The 20475-nt window shown below is 70.8% G+C and carries 15 protein-coding genes and 1 pseudogene; 9 read left to right on the top strand and 7 right to left on the bottom strand.

Features of this window, described 5'->3' with window-relative positions; translation table 11 throughout:
- The first annotated feature begins 79 nt into the window (after positions 1–79).
- The 9 genes and pseudogenes from I4Q55_RS19840 to I4Q55_RS19800 all read left to right on the top strand — a co-directional run bounded on the left by I4Q55_RS19840 (position 80) and on the right by I4Q55_RS19800 (position 11785).
- Positions 80–964: a sigma-70 family RNA polymerase sigma factor gene (locus I4Q55_RS19840; RefSeq protein ID WP_206789630.1), complete on the top strand. Its 885-nt coding sequence runs from the start codon at positions 80–82 to the stop codon at positions 962–964.
- Between the two features lie 164 nt (positions 965–1128).
- Positions 1129–1449, top strand: coding sequence for a pilin (locus I4Q55_RS19835; protein ID WP_206789628.1), 321 nt, complete (start codon positions 1129–1131; stop codon positions 1447–1449).
- A gap of 438 nt (positions 1450–1887) precedes the next feature.
- A complete protein-coding gene (locus I4Q55_RS19830) occupies positions 1888–3654 on the top strand; it encodes a hypothetical protein (protein ID WP_206789626.1) in 1767 nt (588 codons plus the stop codon).
- Between the two features lie 13 nt (positions 3655–3667).
- Complete coding sequence (locus tag I4Q55_RS19825) at positions 3668–4705, top strand: PrgI family protein (protein ID WP_206789624.1); 1038 nt, start codon at positions 3668–3670, stop codon at positions 4703–4705.
- A gap of 5 nt (positions 4706–4710) precedes the next feature.
- Complete coding sequence (locus I4Q55_RS19820) at positions 4711–6537, top strand: VirB4 family type IV secretion system protein (protein WP_206789623.1); 1827 nt, start codon at positions 4711–4713, stop codon at positions 6535–6537.
- Positions 6534–9051: pseudogene (locus I4Q55_RS19815) on the top strand (type IV secretory system conjugative DNA transfer family protein). The gene I4Q55_RS19820 and the pseudogene I4Q55_RS19815 overlap by 4 nt, the downstream one beginning before the upstream one ends.
- Positions 9048–10085, top strand: a complete 1038-nt coding sequence (locus I4Q55_RS19810) for a replication-relaxation family protein (protein WP_206789621.1) — start codon at positions 9048–9050, stop codon at positions 10083–10085. Before I4Q55_RS19815 ends, I4Q55_RS19810 begins: the two are co-directional and overlap by 4 nt.
- 26 nt (positions 10086–10111) lie before the next feature.
- Positions 10112–11071 (top strand): C40 family peptidase, encoded by a 960-nt coding sequence (locus I4Q55_RS19805; RefSeq protein WP_206789620.1) that lies wholly within the window; start codon positions 10112–10114, stop codon positions 11069–11071.
- Positions 11072–11248: 177 nt separating this feature from the next.
- Entirely contained in the window at positions 11249–11785 is a 537-nt protein-coding gene (locus I4Q55_RS19800) for a hypothetical protein (RefSeq protein WP_206789618.1), read from the top strand.
- Between the two features lie 176 nt (positions 11786–11961).
- Here I4Q55_RS19800 and I4Q55_RS49240 read toward each other — a convergent pair whose 3' ends face one another.
- The 7 genes from I4Q55_RS49240 to I4Q55_RS19765 form a co-directional block, all read right to left on the bottom strand.
- Positions 11962–12174, bottom strand: coding sequence for a hypothetical protein (locus tag I4Q55_RS49240; RefSeq protein WP_242546355.1), 213 nt, complete (start codon positions 12172–12174; stop codon positions 11962–11964).
- A 228-nt stretch (positions 12175–12402) separates the two neighbouring features.
- On the bottom strand, positions 12403–13083 hold the full coding sequence (locus I4Q55_RS19790; protein WP_206789617.1) for a hypothetical protein: 681 nt from the start codon (positions 13081–13083) through the stop codon (positions 12403–12405).
- Positions 13084–13151: 68 nt separating this feature from the next.
- Complete coding sequence (locus I4Q55_RS19785) at positions 13152–14921, bottom strand: vWA domain-containing protein (protein WP_206789616.1); 1770 nt, start codon at positions 14919–14921, stop codon at positions 13152–13154.
- Between the two features lie 36 nt (positions 14922–14957).
- The gene (locus I4Q55_RS19780; RefSeq protein ID WP_206789615.1) at positions 14958–16184 is read right to left on the bottom strand and encodes an AAA family ATPase; all 1227 of its coding nucleotides are present in this window, start codon (positions 16182–16184) and stop codon (positions 14958–14960) included.
- Positions 16185–16938: 754 nt separating this feature from the next.
- Positions 16939–19377, bottom strand: a complete 2439-nt coding sequence (locus I4Q55_RS19775; protein ID WP_307793256.1) for a BTAD domain-containing putative transcriptional regulator — start codon at positions 19375–19377, stop codon at positions 16939–16941.
- An 87-nt stretch (positions 19378–19464) separates the two neighbouring features.
- Positions 19465–19872, bottom strand: a complete 408-nt coding sequence (locus tag I4Q55_RS19770; RefSeq protein WP_206789613.1) for a hypothetical protein — start codon at positions 19870–19872, stop codon at positions 19465–19467.
- A 19-nt stretch (positions 19873–19891) separates the two neighbouring features.
- Positions 19892–20326 carry a pilus assembly protein TadG-related protein gene (locus I4Q55_RS19765; protein ID WP_206789612.1) on the bottom strand — a complete coding sequence of 145 codons (435 nt, stop codon included), beginning with the start codon at positions 20324–20326 and terminating at the stop codon, positions 19892–19894.
- Positions 20327–20475 lie beyond the last annotated feature (149 nt).

Genomic DNA, 20475 nt, shown 5'->3' with positions numbered 1-20475 from the left:
GAGTGCCGCCATGGATCAGCCCTCGTCACCGAAACACCCCGCAACCTGTCCGACGACGCGTCCACGCGGCGAGCCCGGCGTGTTCGATACCGCCCGCACCGCCCTCGCCTGGCTGGTCACCGGACCGCACCCTGTCGCCCTCGACGGCCGCCGAATCTCCGGGCTACCGCCGCGGCTGGTGCCGCTGGACGAAGTCGGCCGGCTGACCGTCACGAAAGGATGTCCACAGCAGACCCGGGACGCAGTGTGGACGGCACTCGTGACGCGATCACGTGCCGAGGGCGGCACGTGGACGGTCGCCTGCGTCGGGCTCGCGCTACCGGTGCTGCTGCCGGTCGCGGCCAAGCTGACCAACCGGTTCCGCGGCGAGGTCCACGACATCCACGCCGCCGTGCTGACCGGCTTCCTCGAAGCACTCCTCGACGTCGACCTCACCCGGCCCGCCATCCTCGTCCGGCTGCGCTGGGCCGCCTACCGCGCCGGCCACCGCGCCCTGCGCGAGGCGCTCGACGCCGCGGCCCCGGTCGCCGACCTCGGCGCTCGCGCGCCCGGGCCGGAGCGCACCGGTGGACACCCTGATTTCGTTCTGCTCGCCGCCGTCGACGCCGGTGTCCTGACCACCGCCGAAGCCGCGCTGATCGGCGACACCAGGTTCGGCGAGCTGTCACTCGCCGAGGCGGCACAGGCCCGCGGCCAGACATACAAGGCGACGCAGCAAGCCCGCCACCGCGCCGAACGCAAGCTCGCCGAATACCTGCACGCCCTGAGCGAGAGCGACCTGGCAACGCGCCGGACGACGCGCCGCAACGTCGCCGGCAAGCCCGAGAAGACGCGGCGACCGGTGTCTCCCCGGCCGCCGAAATCCGGAGTTGGTGACCGCGGGACGCGAGTGCCCGCCCGCCCTCGCCCATCCCGGTCCACGTCGGAACCGGGCGCCGTTCAGGAGGCGTCCTCATGCGACTGATCACCCACCACCCCGGTCACCGCACACCCACCCGCCAGCCACCGAACCACCGCGACCACCACGCGACGGCTCGAATTCCCGCCCGCACGACGAGCTGCCTCCAGCCCGGATCCGTGCCGAAACCTCCGACCTCTCCAGCACGATCGCGTCGTCACCCGGTCGTCGTGCTCGGCGGCACGCTGGCCATCGCCGCGCTGCTGCTCGGCGGTTCCGCCGCGCATGCGGAGACCGTGCAATATGTCGCGCTCGCCCAGTCCGTCGATCAGGTCCTGTCGAACATCCGCTCGTGGATCATGGGCATCCTCGCCGGCGTCGCGCTCGTCTTCCTGACCATCGGCGGGCTCCGCTACCTCCTCGCCTCCGGCGACCCCGGCGAGATCGAAAAGGCCAAAGGCGCGTTCAAGGCCGCCGGCATCGGATTCGGTCTCGCCGCCCTCGCGCCGCTGGTCGTCGAAATCCTCAAGACGATCGTCGGCGGGGTGTAGCCGATGCCCGCCCGCGCCTCACGCCGCATGGTCGCACAGAGGAACGGAGTCCGGTCAGGTCGCCGCCGCTCGTTCTGGCTCGTCGCCTCGGCTGCGTTGCTCATGGTTGCGCTCGGCGGCATCGCGTCCGGCGCCGGCGCCGACGCCGGCCCACGCCACATCGGCGCAGATCAGCTCGCTCCGGCACAACCACCGCTGCCCTTGCCACCCAACCCCGGGTGCGAGCCGGGTTCCGCGGAACCAGCCTGCCACCTTCCGAGCGCGAGTTCGGTCCCGTCGATTCCGGCGACTCCCCTGCCGCCGATCACCGCGCTGCCTACTCCGCCGTCGTGCTTCCCCGGCTCGTTGGATCCCGGCTGCGCGCCGGCCACCAGCTCGCCATGCCAGGGTCCGAACTGCATCCCGCAACCGTCCACGCTCGCGCCGAGCACACCTCCTATGGCTCAGGGGCCGGACGGTGCCACCGACGCCGCGGAATGCGGACTGACCGACCTCACCGGCTGCATGGTCGTCGCCGCGAGCGCGCTACTCGCCGCGATCGTCGCCGCCGGGATGAACCCACTGCTGGACCTGCTCGGCAAGACGCTGCTCACCACGCCCGAACCGGATCAGCTGCCCGGCCTCGGCGCCGTGTGGACCGGCTCGTGGCACATCCTGCTCACCGCCTACGTGATCCTCGTGCTCCTTGCCGGGCTGATCATCATGGGCTACCAGACGCTGCAGGCCCGCTACACCGTCAAAGAACTTGCCCCGCGGCTGGTGATCGGGTTTCTCGCCGGGACGCTGTCGCTGTTCCTGATGACCAAGGCCGTCCAGGTTGCCAACGCGTTGTCGGCCGCGGTGCTCGGCGAGGGTGTCGATCAGGCGCAGATGACGCGCAGCTTGATCACGATGGTGCAGGGCTCCCTGCACGGCGGCGGCATCTTCCTCGGGATCCTCGGGCTCGTCTTGGTGGCGATGCTGCTGGTCCTGCTGGTGGTCTTCGTCGTGCGGGTGATGGTGACGATCCTGCTGGTCGCCGCCGCGCCGATCGCGTTGATGTTCCACGCCCTCCCCCACACCGAAGGCATCGCCTACCTCTGGTGGAAAGGCTCCGGCGGCGTGCTGGCGATCCAGGTCGGGCAGTCGTTGACGCTCGTGGTCACCGTGCGGGTGTTCTTCGCACCGGGCGGGTTCACCATCTTCGGGCCGTCGCTCTCGTCGCTGATGAACCTCCTGCTGTGCATCGCGCTGATGTACGTGCTGATCAAGATCCCGTTCTGGTTCCTCGCTCCCCTGCGCTCTGGCCGTCCTTCGCTGCTCGGGCGGATCGCGCGCGGCGTGATCGCCTACAAGACCATGGGCTTGCTCGCCGGCGCCGCCGGCGCTCGCGCGGGCGGACGCCCGCGCGACAGCAGGCCCACCGCACCACCTGATCCGCCGGCGACGCGATCGGGCCAGTTCATGCTGCCCATGCGGCTGCGACGCACCACCAGCCCGTTGCGGAACTCGCGCCGCCGCTGGGACGAACCACCACGGACCGGTGCGCCCGACGGGACGCCGGTCGCAGGCCAGCTGTCCCTGTTCACCTCCCACACCCGCGACGGCAAACCGGCTCTGCGGGCCAATCCGCGCGCACTACCGCGGAAGGATCTACCGAACGCGCTGCCGGCCGACCAGCTGGGTTTGCCGATGACCGTGCGGCGCGATCCCGACCGCGTTCCGCGGCGCACCCTCGCTGACGACCTCGCGAACCGAGCACCCGCTGTTCGGCCGCCGCGGCAGCCGGGTCTGCTCATGCCTGACGGGCGGATCAACCGCAACGCCCGCCCACCCGCGAAACTGCCGAACGCGCTGATCCCGCCGAGCGCGGGAATGCTGCCGATCCACCTGCCGCCGCAAACTGCGCGACCAGCGCGGCGCACCCTCGCCGACGACCTCGGCGACCCGAGCCGGACCAACCGGACGCCGCAGACCCGACCGGGCCTGATCACCCCGTCCGGGCAGATCAACCGCGCGGCCCGCGCGCGACGACGCCCCGCGCCCGACGCCTTCAGCGGCAACCGACCACTCGCGTCCGGGCAGTACCCGCTCCCGCTCGGACTGCGCCGCCAGCCGAAATACACACCGCCACCCTCGCCAGCGACCACGCGAAAACCCGCCGACATCCAGTTGCCGTTGCCGCTGAGCCTGCCGCCGCGGCGCCGCCGCCCGAAGTCGAAGTGAGGTCGCCGAGATCATGTCCCATCCCGTCCGTATTCCCGCCGACGTCGACCGGCCCGACCGCGTGCTCGGTCCGCTGACCGCCCGGCAGCTGGCAATCCTCGGCGTCACCGGCCTGCTGCTCTACACCTTCTACAACGCCACCCACAGCCTCATCCCGCTCCCGCTGTTTCTGGTCTTCGCGGCACCGATCGCGCTTGCGGTCACGGTGGTCGCGCTCGGCCGCCGCGACGGAATCTCCCTCGACCGCCTTCTCGTAGCCGCGATCCGGCAACGGTTCACCCCGCGCCACCAGGTGTCAGCTCCCGAGGGCATCCAGCCGGCTCCGGAATGGCTCGCCGACGGCCGCTCGCGCGATGACGTGGCGCCAACGCCGCTGGAGCTCCCCGCACGCGGCGTCGACGGCGGGACGGCCGCCGGCGTCGTGGACCTGGGGCCGGACGGGCTCGCAGTGATCGCCGCCTGCTCCACGGTCAACTTCTCCCTGCGCACCCCCGCCGAACAGGAAGCCCTCGTCAGCTCGTTCGCCCGCTACCTGCACTCGCTCACCGCGCCCGTGCAGTTCCTGGTCCGGGCCGAACGGCTCGACCTCGCCCCGCAGATCGCCGAGCTCCGCGCTCGCGCCGGCGGGCTCCCCCACCCCGCACTCGAAGCCGCGGCCCACGACCACGCCGATTACCTCGCCCAGCTCTCCGAGCACGCCGATCTGCTGCGCCGCCAGGTCCTGCTCGTACTGCGCGAACCCACCCACCCGGCCGTGACCTCGGCGCTGGGGCGCTTCCGGCGCAGCTCGGCAGCCAACGTGATCGACACCGCGGCGCGTCAGGCCGCTGAGCAGAGGCTCGTCCGGCGTCTCACCGAGGCAGTCGAGTTGCTCACCGCGGCCGGGATCGCTGTCACCGCGCTGGACGCCGCGACGGCGACCGGCGTGCTGGCCGCCGCCTGCAACCCCGACACCTTCCTCCCACCCTCCGCGACGCTCGCGGGCGCCGGCGACATCGTCACCGCCGTCCCGGGCACCGACCTTTACGACGACGAGCTCGAAGGCCGGTGACCGCGATGGCCAGGACTCAGCACCGCAGCTCGACGGCCGAGGCGTTCACCCCTGACGCGCTGTCGATCGGGAGCCGCCACCTCGAAGTCGGCAACGAATGGGTCGCCTCCTTCGGCGTCACCGGCTACCCCCAGGAGGTCTACCCGGGCTGGCTCGCGCCGCTGCTGACCTACCCCGCGAGGCTCGACGTCTCTGTGCACGTCCAGCCGGTCGACCCGGTCACCGCGGCCAGCGGGCTGAAGAAGCAGCGGGCCCGGCTGGAGTCCTCGCGGCGCCACCACGCCCGGCACGACCAGCTCGCCGACCCCGATCTCGACGCGGCCGCCGAGGACGCGGCCGATCTGTCCCGGCGGATCGCCCGTGGTGAAGGTCGGCTGTTCAAGTTCGGCCTCTATCTCACCATCCACGCACCGGACGAGGAGACGCTGGCCGAGGAGGTGTCGGCGCTGCGGTCGTTGTGCGCGTCGCTGTTGCTGGACGCCAAACCGGCGACGTGCCGGTCGCTGCAGGGCTGGGTCACCACATTGCCGCTGGGGCTGGACTCGTTGGGTCTGAAAAGGACGTTCGACACTGCCGCCGCGTCCGCCGCGTTTCCTTTCACATCTCCCGACTTGCCCGCCGTGGATCCGACGTCGACCTCGCCGAGTGGTGTGCTTTACGGCTACAACGTCGGCTCCCAAGGGCTGGTGCATTGGGACCGGTTCGCCTGCGACAATCACAACGCCGTCGTCCTCGGCCGGTCCGGCTCGGGCAAGTCCTATCTGGTCAAGCTCGAGACGCTGCGCAGCCTGTATCGGGACATCCAGGCGTTCATCATCGATCCCGAAGACGAATACGCCCGCCTCGCCGCCCAGGTCGGCGGCGCCTACGTCCACCTCGGCGCCGGCGGCGTCCGGCTCAACCCCTTCGACCTACCCATCCACACCACTGCGACCGGACGCCGGACCGCGCCGCACGACGCGCTGACCCGCCGTGCGCTGTTCCTGCACACCGTGCTCGCGGTATGCCTCGGCACCGAGCTGACCGCCGGCGAACGCGCCGCCCTCGACACTGCACTCACCACGACCTACACCAACGCCGGCATCACCACCGACCCGCGCACCTGGACCCGGCCAGCGCCCTTGGTGCGGGACCTGCGCGATGTCCTCGCGGCTGGCGACGAGGTCGCCGGGGACCTGGCCGCCCGGCTGCACCCGTTCGTCGACGGCGCCTTCGCCGACCTCTTCTCCGGCCCGACAACCACCGCGCCGGACGGCCACCTGGTTGTGTTCTCCCTGCGAGACCTTCCCGATGAGCTCAAGGCGATCGGCACGCTGCTGACCCTCGACGCGATCTGGCGAAGGGTGTCCAACCCGGCCGATCGGCGCCGGCGGCTGGTGGTCGTCGACGAGGCGTGGCTGCTCATGCAGTCCCCCGACGGCGCGAAGTTCCTCTACCGAATGTCCAAAACCTTCCGGAAACACTGGGCCGGACTCACGGTCGCCACCCAGGACATCGACGACGTTCTGAGCAGCGAGCTCGGCCGGGCGATCGTCGCCAACGCAGCCACCAGCGTGCTGCTGCGCCAGTCCCCGCAGGCGATCGACCGGATCGCGGCCACCTTCAACCTGTCCGAAGGCCAGCGCCAGTTCCTGCTCACCGCCGGCCGCGGCCAAGGCCTGCTCGGCTCCGGCACCGAATGGGTCGCCTTCCAAGCCCTCGCCTCACCGACGGAAAACGTCCTCGTCACCACCGACCCGGCCGAGCTCGCCGCGATCGCTCAAGACTTCGGCGACAGCGCCCCGGACGACGTCGTCGACCTCGGCCCGGCCGACGCGGAGGTCGAATCATGAGCTGGCGCGAGGGATGGGTCGGCGGCTACCTGACCGATCCGTGGAGCGCGGTGCACCAGCTGATCGCCGAAGTCCTCGACGTGGCGGTGCGCTGGAGCCCGATCGTCCTCCCGGCGTTGGCCGTCGTCACGGTGGGCCAGGCCGTCGGCCGGCGTTGGTGGCGAGGCAGGTGCCACGCCGCGCTGCTCGCCGACGCGCGGTGCGTCTCCGTGCTCGCGCCGCCCACCGTCGATCCCGCCGGCGGGGTCCTGCTGTGGTCCAACCTCGTCGGCCTGTTGCGGCCGAGCTGGCGGCGATGGCTCACCGGCCAGCCACACCTCGCCTGGGAGTACCGGTTCTCCGAACACGGCGTCACCCTGCGGCTATGGGTCCCCGGCGTCATCCCGCCCGGCCTGGTCGAGCGTGCGATCGAAGCCGCGTGGCCGGGCACCCACACCCGCGCGGTCCCCGCCGACCCGCCGCTGCCCGAACCAAAGGACCGGCGGGTCGTCACGGTGGGCGGGCAGCTGCAGCTCGCTCGGTCCGAGGCGCTGCCGATCCGGACCGGGTTCGACGCCGACCCGATCCGTGGACTGCTGGGCGCGCCGGTCGGTCTCGGCCGCGGCGAGTACGCCACCGTGCAGGTCCTTGCCCGGCCGGTGACCGGCCGCCGGGTGAGCCGGGCTCGGCGTGCTGCCCGGCGGGTGCACGCCGGCGCTTCCGGGCGGCTCGGCGGTCGACTGCTCGACCTCGTCACGCCAGGCGCGTCGGCGAGTCGTCCCGGACGGACGCGCGATGCCCGCCGGATCAGCCAGGACCCGCAGTTGTCGCTGGAGTACTCCGCGCAGAACCGGGCCATCGTCGGCAAGCAGCGCGGCTCCCAGTACGAGACCCTCGTCCGCTACGCCGTCACCACCCATCTCCCAGCCGACGCCACCGAAACTCAAGTCCGGCAGGCTCGGGACACCGCGCGCGGCCGCGCCCACGCCCTGGCCGCCAGCTTCGCCGCCTACACCGAGCACAACCACTACACCCGCACCCGCCTCCACCACCCCACCCGGGCTCTCACGTCTCGGCGCCTCAACCGCGGCGACCTGCTCTCCGTCCCCGAGCTCGCCGCGATCGCGCACCTGCCCGTCGACGCCGAGATCCCCGGCATCGAGCGCGCCGGCGCGAAAGCCGTCGCCCCACCACCGGGCATCGCTGTCCCCGGCCCCGAGGTCAAACCGCTCGGCGTCGCCGACACCGGCCACGCCCGCCCCATCGGGCTGCGCGTCCCGGACGCCCGCCACCACCTGCACGTGCTCGGCGCCACCGGGTCCGGGAAGTCGACGCTGCTCGGCAACCTGATCCTCGCCGACGCCGACGCCGGCCGCGGCGTCGTGCTCATCGACCCCAAGGGCGACCTCGTCACCGACGTCCTCTCCCGACTCCCCCAGGACGCCGCGGACCGGGTCGTGCTCTTCGACGCCGACTCCCGGCAACGCCCGCCCTGCCTCAACCCGCTCGAAGGTGGCGAGACCGACCGCGAGGTCGACAACCTCGTCTCCGTCTTCCGCCGCGTCTACTCCGCGTTCTGGGGACCGCGCACCGACGACCTCATGCGCGCCGCCTGCCTCACCCTCCGCGCCCAAGACGGCGTGCCCACCCTCGCCGACCTCCCCAAGCTCCTGACCAGCGAAGCCTTCCGGACCCGGATCACCGCCGGGCTGACCGACCCGGTCCTGGCCGGGTTCTGGGAGTGGTACGACGACCTCACCGAATCCAGCCGCAGCCAAGTCATCTCGCCGCTGATGAACAAGCTCCGCGCCTTCCTGCTGCGCCCGTTCGTCAAAGACGCCATCGCCGGCGGCCGGTCCACGGTCGACATGAACCAGGTCCTCGACCAGGGCGGCGTCTGCCTGGTCCGGATCCCCAAGGGCTCGCTCGGGGACGAGACGACGCGGCTCGTCGGCTCGCTGGTCGTCGCCCGCACCTGGCAGGCCACCACCGGCCGCGCTCGCGTCCCACAACGCGAACGCCCCGACGCCTCCCTGGTCATCGACGAGTGCCACAACTTCCTCAACCTGCCCTACCCGATCGAGGACATGCTCGCCGAAGCCCGCGGCTTCCGGCTGGCCATGACGCTCGCGCATCAGCACCTCGGTCAGCTGCCACGCGAGCTCAAGGAAGGCATCTCGACCAACGCCCGCTCGAAGATCTTCTTCAACGCCTCCCCCGAGGACGCCCGCGAACTCGCCCGCCACCGCACCGCGGCTGTCCGAACACGACCTCGCCCACCTCGGCGCCTACCACGTCGCCGCCCGGCTCGTCGCCCACGGCGCCGAAGCCGAGCCGTTCACCATGACCACCACCCCGATGCGCCCCGCTGTCCCCGGACGCGCCAAGGAAATCCGCGCAGTCACCCGCAAGCAGTCAACTCCTCCCACTGGCGGCACAGCTCCCTCGAACCGTTCGAAGTCCGACAGCACGGGCCCAGCGCCACACGGCCGCAAGACCGATCCCCGTCGGGCCCAGCTCGGAGGTTCACGTTGATCACCACGACTACCCGGCAGCACCAGCTCCGCCAGCACCTTCCCGGCCGGTCCGCCGCGAGGTCGGTGGAACACCAAGCCGCGCTCGCCGCGCGGCTCACCCCGCGGGACAAGTGGCTGCTGGCCCTGCTCTACGAGCACCGCGTCCTCACCTCCGCTCAGATCCAGGACGCCGCGTTTCCCTCCGGCCGGTCCACCCGCCAACGGCTGCGCGAGCTGTACCTGTGGCGCGCGGTCAGCCGCTTCCAGCCTTTCCGCCAGCTCGGCTCGGCGCCCATGCATTACGTGCTCGGCCCTGCCGGCGCCGCCGTGCTGGCCGCCGAACACGGCCTCGACGTCAAAGACCTCGGCTACCGCCACGACCGTGCCATGGCCATCGCCCACAATCAGCGCCTCGCCCACACCGTCGGCGTCGGCGGCTTCTTCACCTCCCTCATCGCCAGCAGCCGCATCCGAGGTGGTCGCGCGGTCACGGCCTGGTGGTCGGAAAGCCGCTGCGCCCGCCACTTCGGCGACCTCGTCATCCCGGACGCCTACGGTCGCTGGCGCGGCGCCGCCGGCGAGCTGGAGTTCTTCCTCGAGTACGACACCGGCGGCGAGTCGCTGCCCAAGGTCGCTCGGAAGCTGCTCGCCTACGCCCGGCTCGCCGACTCCACCGGCATCGCCACTCCGGTGCTCTTCTGGCTGCCCACCAGCCGCCGTGAAGCCGGCGCCCGCGCCGCGCTCACCCGCCTGCAAGCCGACCTCGAACGGCCCGCGGACGTGCCCGTCGCCACCGCGGCCGCCGACTTCCTCAACCCGGCTGCCGCGTGCCCGAGCCCCGCCGACGAGGTCTGGCTCCCGCTTGGGACGAGCCAGGCGAAGCCGAGGTCACCGCGGTACGAACTCGGCGAGCTGACCAACGCCTGGCCGCACATACCGCCGCCCGCCGCCTCCGACCTCGACGAAGCCGCGGACGGTGCGGCCGGCCAGGCCACGGCGTACCGGCCGCCGCCGCCTCCGCCCACACCGCCCAAGGCCAGTACCCGCCTCTGACCACCCGAGGGAGGTGTTCACGCCCTATGGGATCGAAGATCGCCATCGGCGTCGCTGCGGTTCTCGCGATGGTTCCGTTCTTGCTCGGCGCCGTGCCACAAGCCGTCGTCACATCGCTCGCCGGCGTCGGCGGTATGAGCTGCACAACCGGCGAGACCGAAGTCGCCGAGGTTCCCGGCTACGAGCCGGACCAGCTCGCGAACGCGAGGATCATCACCGCGGTCGGCGAGCAGTTGCAGGTGCCCGCGCCCGGGTGGGTCATCGCGATCGCGGTCGCCATCCAGGAGTCGACGCTCCGCAACCTCGACCACGGCGACCGCGACAGCCTCGGCCTCTTCCAGCAGCGCCCCTCCCAAGGCTGGGGCACGCCTGAGCAGATCATGAACCCGACCTACGCCGCGACGCAGTTCTACCGGCACCTCCAAGCGGTGCCCGGCTGGCAGCAGATGAGCCTCAACGACGCCGCCCAAGCCGTCCAGCGCTCCGGCACGCCCGATGCCTACGGCCGTCACGAGCAGACTGCGGAGGCGATCGTCGCCGCGGTTGCCGGCGTGAGTTGCGAGAGCTCCGGCGGTGGCTGCTCGGACATCACCGCGCCGACGCCAGCCGCGCTCACCGCCATCAACTACGCGTGCGGGCAACGCGGCCTGCCCTACGTCTGGGGCGGCAACGGCCCCGAAAGCGGCGACGCGGGATTCGACTGCAGCGGGTTGACCCGGGCCGCCTACAACGCCGCCGGCGTTGCGCTCCCGCGTACTTCACGCGAGCAGTACGCCGCCGGTCCGCGTGTCCCCGCCGGGACCCCGCTGCTACCTGGGGACCTCGTCTTCTACGCGACCGCCGGGCGCGTCCACCACGTCGGCCTGTACATCGGCGGCGGCAACATGATCGACGCACCCGACTTCGGGAAGCCTGTACAGGTCGAGGCCTACCGGTATCCCGGCGACGACTACATCGGCGCGACCCGACCTACCGGGCTTCGTTGAGCCTTCAGCACAGGCACTTCTGGGCGATACATGTGTCTTGTTTGGACGAACGCTTGACATGGAGCGGCGCACGGAGCGTCCATAGACGTGTAGCCCGAACCACCGGATGCGCACCGGCGGGCGAACGCCCCGGCCGGGGCATGACCTCCCACCGCTTCTGCCGAAATGGAGCACGTCATGCCCGAAACCCAGAACACCCAGCCGACCGACACCAAACCCGAAACCGCAGAAACGAAGGTTCGCCGCGCCCTAAAAGAACATCCCGGCACGACCGCCGCGAAACTGGCCAGCGCGGCCGGAGTCGGGCGCTCCACAGCTACGAAGATCCTCTCCCGCTGGGCCGCCGAAGGGCTCGTGATCCGGACGGACGGGAAAGACCAGTCGGTCCCCGTCACGTGGACGATGTGCGGCGAACAGAACGACGCCATTGCCGACGGCGAAGACGTGCCCACCGCAGCAGAGCAGGGCAAGGACACCCCTGCCGAAGATGCCGCGGCCGACGCGCCGAAGAAGGAACGGCTGCCGAAGGGCGCGCTTTACGAGCTGGTGAGGGAATTCCTGCAGGCGCATCCCGGCGAAGAGTTCGGCCCCGCCAAGATCGGCACCGAGTTGGTCCGATCCAGCGGCGCGGTGAACAACGCCCTGGAGAAGCTTGCCCAAAACGGGCTGGCAACGAAAACGTGCGAGGCACCGAAGCGCTTCACGTCCAGCTGACCGTCCAGCGCCAACCAGACGGGGCCGGATCACCATCATGGTGATCCGGCCCCGTTGACATTGGACCGCCTGCTGGTTCGCATCGACCGGATGAGGAAAGAGGCAGCCGTCGTCGCAGACCTGCGCGCCAACGGTGGCAACGAACGGGCAGTCACCTCGGTGTGCCTTGCTGAAGGTCACGCTGCCGTCAGGGTGTTCGAGTATGTGCAGCGCGCCGCCATGGCGGTACGCCCAAGCGATGGCGTCGGGGTCGATGCGCTTTCGCCGTCGAAACCGTAGTCATGACCAGCAACGCAACTGATCGCACCGTCGACATGAGGTGAAATGGTGTGCGTGGTCGGCGGGGCGGCGAGGATTTCGGCGGCCCTGCCGAGGAGATGCTCGGTCATTGCGCCGAAGAGCGGTGGCAGCGCGGACGTCAGCACTCGGTCGCGGAATGCCGTGCCACCAGTTGCTGAGAGCGTCAGCGGCGAAGCTCGTCCACGTTCATCTGGTCGCTGAGTAGCTCGGCAACCGCGAAGCTCTGGTTGATGTAGTAGTCGCGCTCGACGCGTGCTCGGAGCGTGCGTCCGGCGAACTCGACTACCCGGGTGGGGTGGTAGCTGTCATTCAGGTCGTCACGTCAAGACGAAACCCAACAGGCGGGCCAACTCTGTCGTGATCACGGCAGCGTGATCACGAGGGACGAAGAACGACATCTGCACGTACGGCGAACGAGTGTTCAGCTGGATGCGCGATTGCCCGTCGTCGAGTTGGCACGAGGTGACGCTCGGCGGTCCGGGTTCGAGGCGCACAGGGCCGCCGAAAACCTGTGCCAGGTCGAGCGCTGCTGCGCGTTCTTGCGCGAGTCGTTCGTGGCGTCGAGCGTTGCGCTCTCGGATACGCCCCGCCCAGTATTGATATGATGGCAGCACTTCCTCCTTGAGGCGGTCGGCGACCTCCTTGATCGGCGTGCGAGTCTCCACGAGCACGGGCCGCGGTAGATGTTCCTTCGGGAAGAACCAGCCCGGCGGGTAGACCAGACGACGGTGGACGTTCGAGCCGGGCTCGGACCAGCCGGTTGCGAGTTCGTCTTCGTCATATGGCAGGACGGGGTGGATGGTGTAAGCCCACGGCCGGAGGTGCTTGACCGGATCGATGCGAAGGGCTTCGCCTGCTGGGCCCAGAAGCATCGTGCAGCCGTAGAGACTCGTCATGTAGCCGGAGTTGCGCAGGTAGGTCACCAGGCCCCACGATCCGTCCAGTTCGGATGTCAGGTCGAGTGCTGCCCTCATGATTCGTTCGTCGCGGGTAGTCATGGCGGTTCGCCTTTCCGTTGCTGTTTCTGGTGGTAGTCGGGTTCCGCACGTGCTGGGAACGTCTCGGGTCACCGGCGGCGGGCGGCGGCGCGAAGCGCGGCGGTCGCGGCATGCCCGATGGCGCGGGCGGCTGTGGTGGGGTCGGTCAGCACGTGGACGGTCGCCCCGTCGAGTGGGGTGTCGTTGGCGCTGGTGGTCAGCCACAGGACTGCGCACCCGGACGCGCGGAGGCGGTCGAGCTTCTTCTGCCCGTCGCGGCGGGGGTCCGAGCGGTATTTGCCGTCGGACACGATGACCACCAGCCGGGCCGCGCCGGGACGGGACAGGCCGAGCGCGCCGTCGAGGGCGTCGAGCGCGCGGGGAATGTCCTCGTAGTTGTCGTTGGCGCGGAACTCGGTGACCTCGGTGGGCGGCTTGCCCGGGTGGGTCAGCGGGCGCACGTTGCGGCCGAAGATGACACTCGCCGTGTCGGCGGGCACCCGGGTGTGGCGGGCGGCGTTGGCCAGGATCCAGGCCGCCGAGGCCACGTGAGCGCGCGCCCACCCCATCGAGCCGGACACGTCGCACGCGATCCCGACGCGCAGCGGCGGCACGGTGACCGGTTTGCGGAGGGTGCGGGTGAACGGCTCGGCGGTCACCACGGCACCGGCAGCGAGTTGAGCCTCGGCGGCACGCACCCCGCGCATCCGCAGACGTCCCGGCGGTACCTCCGAGGTGGCGCGGACGGCCACCCGTTCCCGCATTCCGGCGGTGTCCAGCGCCCTCGCGAGCACCCGCGCGGCTGTGCACTCCTCGGGCGTGGGCGGCCGGGTGGCCATCGTTCGGGTGTCGCCGCTGCGGGGGCCGCCGGTGCCGAACACGCGCCGCGCCATCTTCCCCGCTTCCCGTTCGGCGGCAGCTTCGCGTTCCTCCGCGGCGGCCGCGACGGCGGCCGGGTCCTGAGGTGGCTTCTCACTCGCGACGTTCGCCGCCACGCTGCCCAGCACGGCGGCGATCGCATCTGCCAGCGGTGACGGGGTGGCGGGTGCTCCGGGACCGGGCGAGCCAGCCGACGGATCCGAGGTCCCGGCCGAGGCCGGCGAGGTCGAGTCAGGGTCGGTGCCGAGGATCTCGCACCACCGCCGCCCGAGGTCGAGCATCTGCTCGCCCGCGTCGTCGGCGGTCCGCAGCGCTTGCCGCCACACCGCCCGCAGCTTGCCGAGGACCTCCGCACCGAGCACGCCTTCGACGACCCGGGCGACTGGGTAGACCTCGGCGTGGGTGAGCACTCCGCCGTCGGCCCGGCCCAGCAGGAGCGCGGCGGTGTGTGCGGCGTCGGCGGGGGTCATCTTCGGGGCGGTCGTGGGGTCGGCGAACAGGTGCAGGTCGGTGGCGACGATGCCCTGTACGCACGCCCGGAGCCAGTGCCGGTCGTCCGGGCGGCGGCGGATGTGCGCCGCTTCCATCCGTGGCTCTTCCAGCAGCATGGCGGCGGCGATCACGGCGGGCGGGGCGCCGTCCGGCGGCTCCCACGCGGTGTGTTTGGCGTGTCCGCACTCGTGGGTGAGGGCGCCCCATGCCGGGGCGTAGCGGGCCCGGTCGGACAGGTTCGCCGGGTCCACAGTGGCGGGGTCTACACGGAGGTGGTCACCGTCGACCTCGATCAGCGCGCGGTGCGGGTAAAAGCAAGCGGGGGCACCGCCGCCTGCCCCGGGGGCGACACTGACCACGAGGTCGTCGCGGTCGGCGATCACAGGTACCTCGTCGGCGAACGCGGCGGACAGGGTCAGCCATTCCGGACGGGCGGGGAACACGGCGGCGCCGGTGGCGGCCGGGTCGGTGGTGAAGTGGGCACTCATGACACGGGTCCTTTCGCGACGGTTCACGGAGGCGGTTCAGGGCTTGGTGGCGATGCGGGCACCGAGGGCGAGCGGGGCGACGGCCTTGCCGAAGACGTCGCGCACCACGGCGGCGACGGTGGCGCGGTCCTCTTCCGGCGCGATCCCGACCAGGTTTCCGGCGGCGGCGTCGAGGTCCCACGCGTCGGCGAGCTTCTTGAACGCCAGCAGCTCCCGCAACTGGGGCGCCCACCCGATCTCGCCTTTTTCCTGCCGGGTCGCGAGGTTGCGTGCCACCCGCACGGCCTTCTTGTCGACCCCGAGCTGTTCGGCGAGGGCGTAGTCGCTGGAGACCTGGATGTGCACGGAGAACCGGGAGGACAGCGCGTCGGTGAGGATGGCCCCGTGCACGCCGGGGTTGTGCCCGGCGATGACGTAGAACCCCGGTTCGGCCTTGACGACTTCGCCGCCGTTGGCCTTGACGATGATTTCGCGGCGTCCGTCCATCGCGGGGTAGACCACGGCGAGCACGGTCGGCGGGATCAGGGTCGCGTCGTCGATGAACAGCGGCACGCCTTCGCGCATCGCGCGGACCAGCGGGCCGTGGACGAACACGAAGTCGCCGTCAGGGGTCTTGGTGTAGTCGCCCACGAGGTCCGCGACCACGGTGTCGCCGTCGCCCTGCACGGTGAGGCAGTCGTTGAACGCCGCCTCCACAACCGAGGTTTTCCCGGTACCGGGCGGACCGTACAGGAGCGCGGCGACCCCGGCGTCGCGCAACCGCGCCAGCGCGGTCACGTCCGGCATGCCGGACAGCAGCCTGGGGTGGTAGTCCATCCCGTTCGGACGTTTCACCGGACCGGTGACCTTGCGCACCGGTCGGCTGGTGGTGATGCCCGTACCGGACGGGGCGGGCGTGGGCGGCGTTGCGGCGGGTGCCGTCGCGGGTGGCTTGCGGCGGGGTGTGCATGGCGGGGCGGGGGTGATGGCGGGCGCGGCGGCGGCCGTTGTCGTCGCGGTGGCCCGGTAGCCCAGTGGCGCGGTGGTGGCGAGTTCGGCTTCTCCCCTGTCGGCCAGCGCTTTGCAGGCGTTGCCGACCGCGCCGGATGAGCGGTTCAGGGTGAGCGCGATGCTGCCGGGGGTGTGAGTGGTTGCGGGGGCGTCAGCGAGGACTTTGGCGACCATCGCGCGGAGTTCGCCATTGCGGAGCCGGGTCGCCGTCCCACCCGCCGGGGTGGTCGGCCCGGCGGCAGCTGCCGTGACGGGCGGGGTGGGCGTGGTCATCGCAGGTATTCCTTTCCAGTGCGCGACGCGGGCGGTACGGCGAATCAGAACGATTCGCTGCGGTCCCTTGAATGTGATTTCCGGATTCCCGGGCGACACAACAAAAGTAACTCGACAAGATCAGCCGCACAATACCTTTCCACACCCCCATTCGGGTGACGAATTCCATCGTCCAGCCAAAATCGTTTGAAGTATTTTGCCGAAACCGTTTGCGCAGGTCGCGAACGCCGAGCTGCCGACAACAGTCCAACAACGTAAATCGACAGGCACTTATTTGAACCAAATAGAAATGGGCGGATGACTGCCGGCACGAGGTGAGATGACCATGAGAGCCGGGCGACGGGAACATGTTCACAGCTGCGGGACCGACGGGGCAGGCCTGATGTGCTTACCTGCTTGCCGCCAAGCGAGTCTGGGATACCAGTGGATCCCCGCACGCAGGCCATGACCTGCATGTATGCGCGTAGACGGAGGATCCGCCTTAGACGGTCTACGGAACGCCGGGGCGATCGGCGCGCGCAGTGGCACCCCCGATGGCCGGCGAGCACCCCGGGAGCAGCACTCCTGGACGATCGGCTCCAACGAGCGGGCCGCTCGGACAATCGCAGGGGTGCGGCGTCCGTCCATGCGACACGTTGCTGAATCTTGACGATGCCACAGCGAATGGCGACTCTGAACGGGAACACGGGATGCTTTTCTGCGCGACGACTATCAGTGCGTCGACACTAACATCCGTCGCCACTGACCAGCTATTTCATCGTAGAGGTACTTTATGGCGCACCCAGGCCGGTTCGAGCCTTGGGGATTGCGGTTCCCGTAGTCGTTCGGCGAGCTCGATTGTCGCAGCCGTCGGTGTTTCGTCGATCTCGGCGAGACGTGCTTCCAGCAGCCGTAGCGTCCGGACTATCGCGTCGTGCCGACCGAGGTTGTGTTCGAGTCGCATGATGTCGCGGTAGAGCAACTCGTTGTGCGGGTCGAAGTCGCGCGCCGATTCCAGCAGCTCCAGCGTGGACTCGGGATCGCTCCGGACTCGTGCGCGGGCCAGAGCGGCGACGGCGTCGAGAGCGTCGCGGCGGACGCCTTCCCGCAGCGCGGCGAGCCAGTCGGCTTCGATGCCGGCGGCCAGCTCGCCGCCGTAGCTCGCGACGATCGCGGCATTGGCCGCGGCGCGGTGCTGGTCGTCGGTCGTGCTGCGGCGTCGGGCGAGCGCGCCGGCGAACGTCCAGTAGTCGACCTCGACGACCGCGGGCTCGAGGCAATACCGGCCGTGCTGCACGACCACGAGGTCGCCGACGTCGGGCGAGGTGGCTTTGTGGACGGTGCTGCGGAGGCGGGACAGGACGGTGCGCAGCACGGCGGCCGGGTCCTGCGCAGGGCGGTTGGCCCACAGGCTGTCGATGATCGCGGCCCGCGGAACTCCCTCCGGATGCAGGGCAAGGTAGATCAGCAGCTCCCACAGCCGTCGCGACAGGCTGCCGGTGACTTCGACCGCCTGATCCGGGCGCGTGAGGTCAGGTCGCCACGACAACCTCGGCTGACCGAACACCGCCAGCACCAGCGGCGCGGCGACGTCATGCGGAGCTTCGGTGGTATTCGTCGAGACCGGCTCCGGTACTGCTTCGGCTTGGTCCGGTGGACCTGCGATCTCCAACCCGTGGCTGGACTCGGCAGCAGGCTCGGGGTGGTCGTCCCGGGCGCCGTGTGCGGCGTCGAAGAGGGCGAACAGCTCGCGGGTCGCGGATTCGGGAAGGGAGAAGACTCGCCGGCCACGCAGCGCATCACCCGGACCGGGTGAAGTCGCGGTGATGGTGCCAGTGGTGTCCACGTAGGCCGTGACGCCGGAATGCCATTGGCCGAGCAGTAGCACGGTTGTGCTCGCGCCGCCTCCGGCGAGGGTGTGTTGCAGTCGGGTGCGATCGTGTTCGCTTGCCGGCGCAGTCGCCAGCAAGATCCGCGGCGTCTGGCTGTCGAGGTGTGCGAGTGCGGCGGGGAGGTCGTCGACGAGGTGGACACACTCGGGCAGGTCGGCGCCGCGGTTCGGGACGCCGAGCAAGCCACGCAGATCCGCGGCCGGCGCGACGATCTGCGGGTGGCCGGTGGCGGTCATGGCCGTGAGCAGCAGCGCGCGGGCGGCGGCGTGGCTGCCGGGGCCGATGAGCCCGAGGCCGTGCGTCCCCGCGAGGTCCAGCGCCAGGTCGGCGGCGGCTTCATCGGCGGCCTTGCCCAGTTCGAGCATCGTCTCGGGCTCGGCGGCATCGGCCTCGCCGGGTCCGGTCTGGGCGTGCTGGTGTGCCAGGTGCAGCTGGTAGACGACCGGGGCGACGGGCAGGTTGTCGTCGCGCCGGCCGCTGCCGGGCCGGTAGGTGGTGCGGTGACGTCGTCGGGCGACCAGCAGCATTGCGCTGATCGCCCCCGCCAGCCCGAGGCCGACGTACACGCCGGGCTCCCACGACGAGCCGGGGTTCGGAGCAACGGTGGGAGGTGGCGACGGGCTCGGCGGAGCGGTAGCCGTGGGCTTCGCTGGTGGCGGCTGCCGCTGCGGTGGTGTGGAGGCGGCAGGCGTGGGCGTCGGCGGAAGGCGGATCCGATCGCCCGGATGGATCAGGCCGGGCGAGGTCAGCGTGCGACCGCCGGGCTGGATGCTCCCGGCGTTCAGGCGCCAAAGCTCCGGCCACCGGTTGCCCTCACCGAGGCAGCGCTGCGCGATCCGGTACAGCGAATCGTGGACACCGGCACGGGGCGGACGCACCAGCTCGACGTCCTCCGATCGACCGTCAACAGCCAATGGCGCGGTCACCGACGAGCTCACACCGGTCTGGACCGCGCCGCCTCCACCGGAGGCGGCGAGGGCAGTGCGGCCGACGAACGACACGACCACGGTGGTGATGAGCACCGCCGCGGCCCGGCGGAGTGGGCCGCCGCGCCAGGCTGCACCCGGCCGGCCGACGGTGCGGGCGAGGTCGCATCCGCACCTGGCCAGCTCGATGACGAACGCGCCCCACAACAGCCACGCGCCGCACGCGAGCACGTCCAGCAGCAGACTTGCCGACAGCCGAGCTGTCAGCACATCGCCGAGCTCGGCCATGGTGGGCAGGTGATCCGGGAGGGGCCAGCCGATGAACCGCACCAGCGCCCACGGCAGCCCGGCACACAACCCGGACAGCAGCGCGAGCGCCACGCCGGCCTGCAGCACCCGCCGAGCGCCACGCACGAGCGCACGACGAACTCGCCGCGACCCGGTTCCGGCTTGCCGTTTTGCAGGCACAACAGCGTCCCTGGCTCAGCTTCGCTGGCCGTGAACAACCGACGGCTGGATACCGGCCGTCGACGGCCCCGGTCGCGGTTCCGGCGGTGCAGGTGCCGGCACGGCCCCAGGCTGAGTCTCCGGCTTCGGCCGGCGGCTGCCGGGCGGTCGACCTCGCCGGGCGCGGGGTTTGCCGGCGGTGAACCACCTCGTGAGGTCGGCGGCCGGGACGTCGGTGAACTCGGTCAGCTCGTCGATGCCGATGACGTCCGCCGCCGCGACGAGCACGGTGCCGAGCTTGCGCTCGACCTCCGCCAGCTCCTCGGCCAGCGCAGCTCGACGACGGGCGAGCTCACCGACCTCGCGGGCTGCCGCTGTCCTCCTCGCGCTCTTCTCCGCGTCGGCCTTCTCGACGCGCCGTTCGATCTCGTCGATCATGATCATCGTTCTTCACCTCCGGTGTTCAGGGCTCCAGCTCGGTGACTCCGCGCTGAGGGTGAGCTGCGCCGCTGCCGTGGGCGCCGATCGACGGGATGCCGATGAGCGACAGCAGCTGGGTGCGCTGGTGGGTCGTGACGGTGACGGTCACCGTGTCGGCTGTGGCTGTCACCGTGCCGGTGGCGCCGATTCCGGCGAGGTACCGGCGCGCGAGACCGTCGGCTTGCGCGGGCACCAGCCGCAACGTGCCGGTGGCCCGGTAGGCGGCGAGATCGATCGCTTGCGCGCCGGCGCGTGCCGCGGACTCGGCCTGGCCGGTGGCTCGGACCTTCGCCGCGAGCGCGAGGCCACCGTCGAGTCCGAGGCCGGCCAAGGCCATGAGCCCGAGCACCAACACGACGACGAACGCCGAGACCTGGCCTTCGTCAGCTCGCCACCAGGCGACGCGGCGGACGTCCATCACGCGCCTCCAGCGGACGGCTGTGTGGGAAGTCTCGCCAGTTGCTGCTGTGTGCGTTGGCCCTGGTAGAGCTGCTGGCCTGGCCAGGGTGGTTCTGTTCGTTCGCATAACGATTCCGACCGTTCGTCGAGATTCCTGACAGACTGTCG

Origin of the sequence: Amycolatopsis sp. MtRt-6, from assembly GCF_017308975.1 — a bacterium.
Lineage (GTDB): Bacteria > Actinomycetota > Actinomycetes > Mycobacteriales > Pseudonocardiaceae > Amycolatopsis.
Note: the sequence above shows the minus strand (reverse complement) of the source record. Positions and strands in the feature narration are given on the sequence as shown.

Coding starts and splice junctions, on each gene's coding strand:
- I4Q55_RS19830 (WP_206789626.1), top strand. CDS start 1,888: ATGGCTCAGGGGCCGGACGGTGCCACCGACGCCGCGGAATGCGGACTG.
- I4Q55_RS19825 (WP_206789624.1), top strand. CDS start 3,668: ATGTCCCATCCCGTCCGTATTCCCGCCGACGTCGACCGGCCCGACCGC.
- I4Q55_RS19820 (WP_206789623.1), top strand. CDS start 4,711: ATGGCCAGGACTCAGCACCGCAGCTCGACGGCCGAGGCGTTCACCCCT.
- I4Q55_RS19805 (WP_206789620.1), top strand. CDS start 10,112: ATGGGATCGAAGATCGCCATCGGCGTCGCTGCGGTTCTCGCGATGGTT.
- I4Q55_RS19800 (WP_206789618.1), top strand. CDS start 11,249: ATGCCCGAAACCCAGAACACCCAGCCGACCGACACCAAACCCGAAACC.
- I4Q55_RS49240 (WP_242546355.1), bottom strand. CDS start 12,174: ATGACCGAGCATCTCCTCGGCAGGGCCGCCGAAATCCTCGCCGCCCCG.
- I4Q55_RS19790 (WP_206789617.1), bottom strand. CDS start 13,083: ATGACTACCCGCGACGAACGAATCATGAGGGCAGCACTCGACCTGACA.
- I4Q55_RS19785 (WP_206789616.1), bottom strand. CDS start 14,921: ATGAGTGCCCACTTCACCACCGACCCGGCCGCCACCGGCGCCGCCGTG.
- I4Q55_RS19780 (WP_206789615.1), bottom strand. CDS start 16,184: ATGACCACGCCCACCCCGCCCGTCACGGCAGCTGCCGCCGGGCCGACC.
- I4Q55_RS19770 (WP_206789613.1), bottom strand. CDS start 19,872: ATGATCATGATCGACGAGATCGAACGGCGCGTCGAGAAGGCCGACGCG.
- I4Q55_RS19765 (WP_206789612.1), bottom strand. CDS start 20,326: ATGGACGTCCGCCGCGTCGCCTGGTGGCGAGCTGACGAAGGCCAGGTC.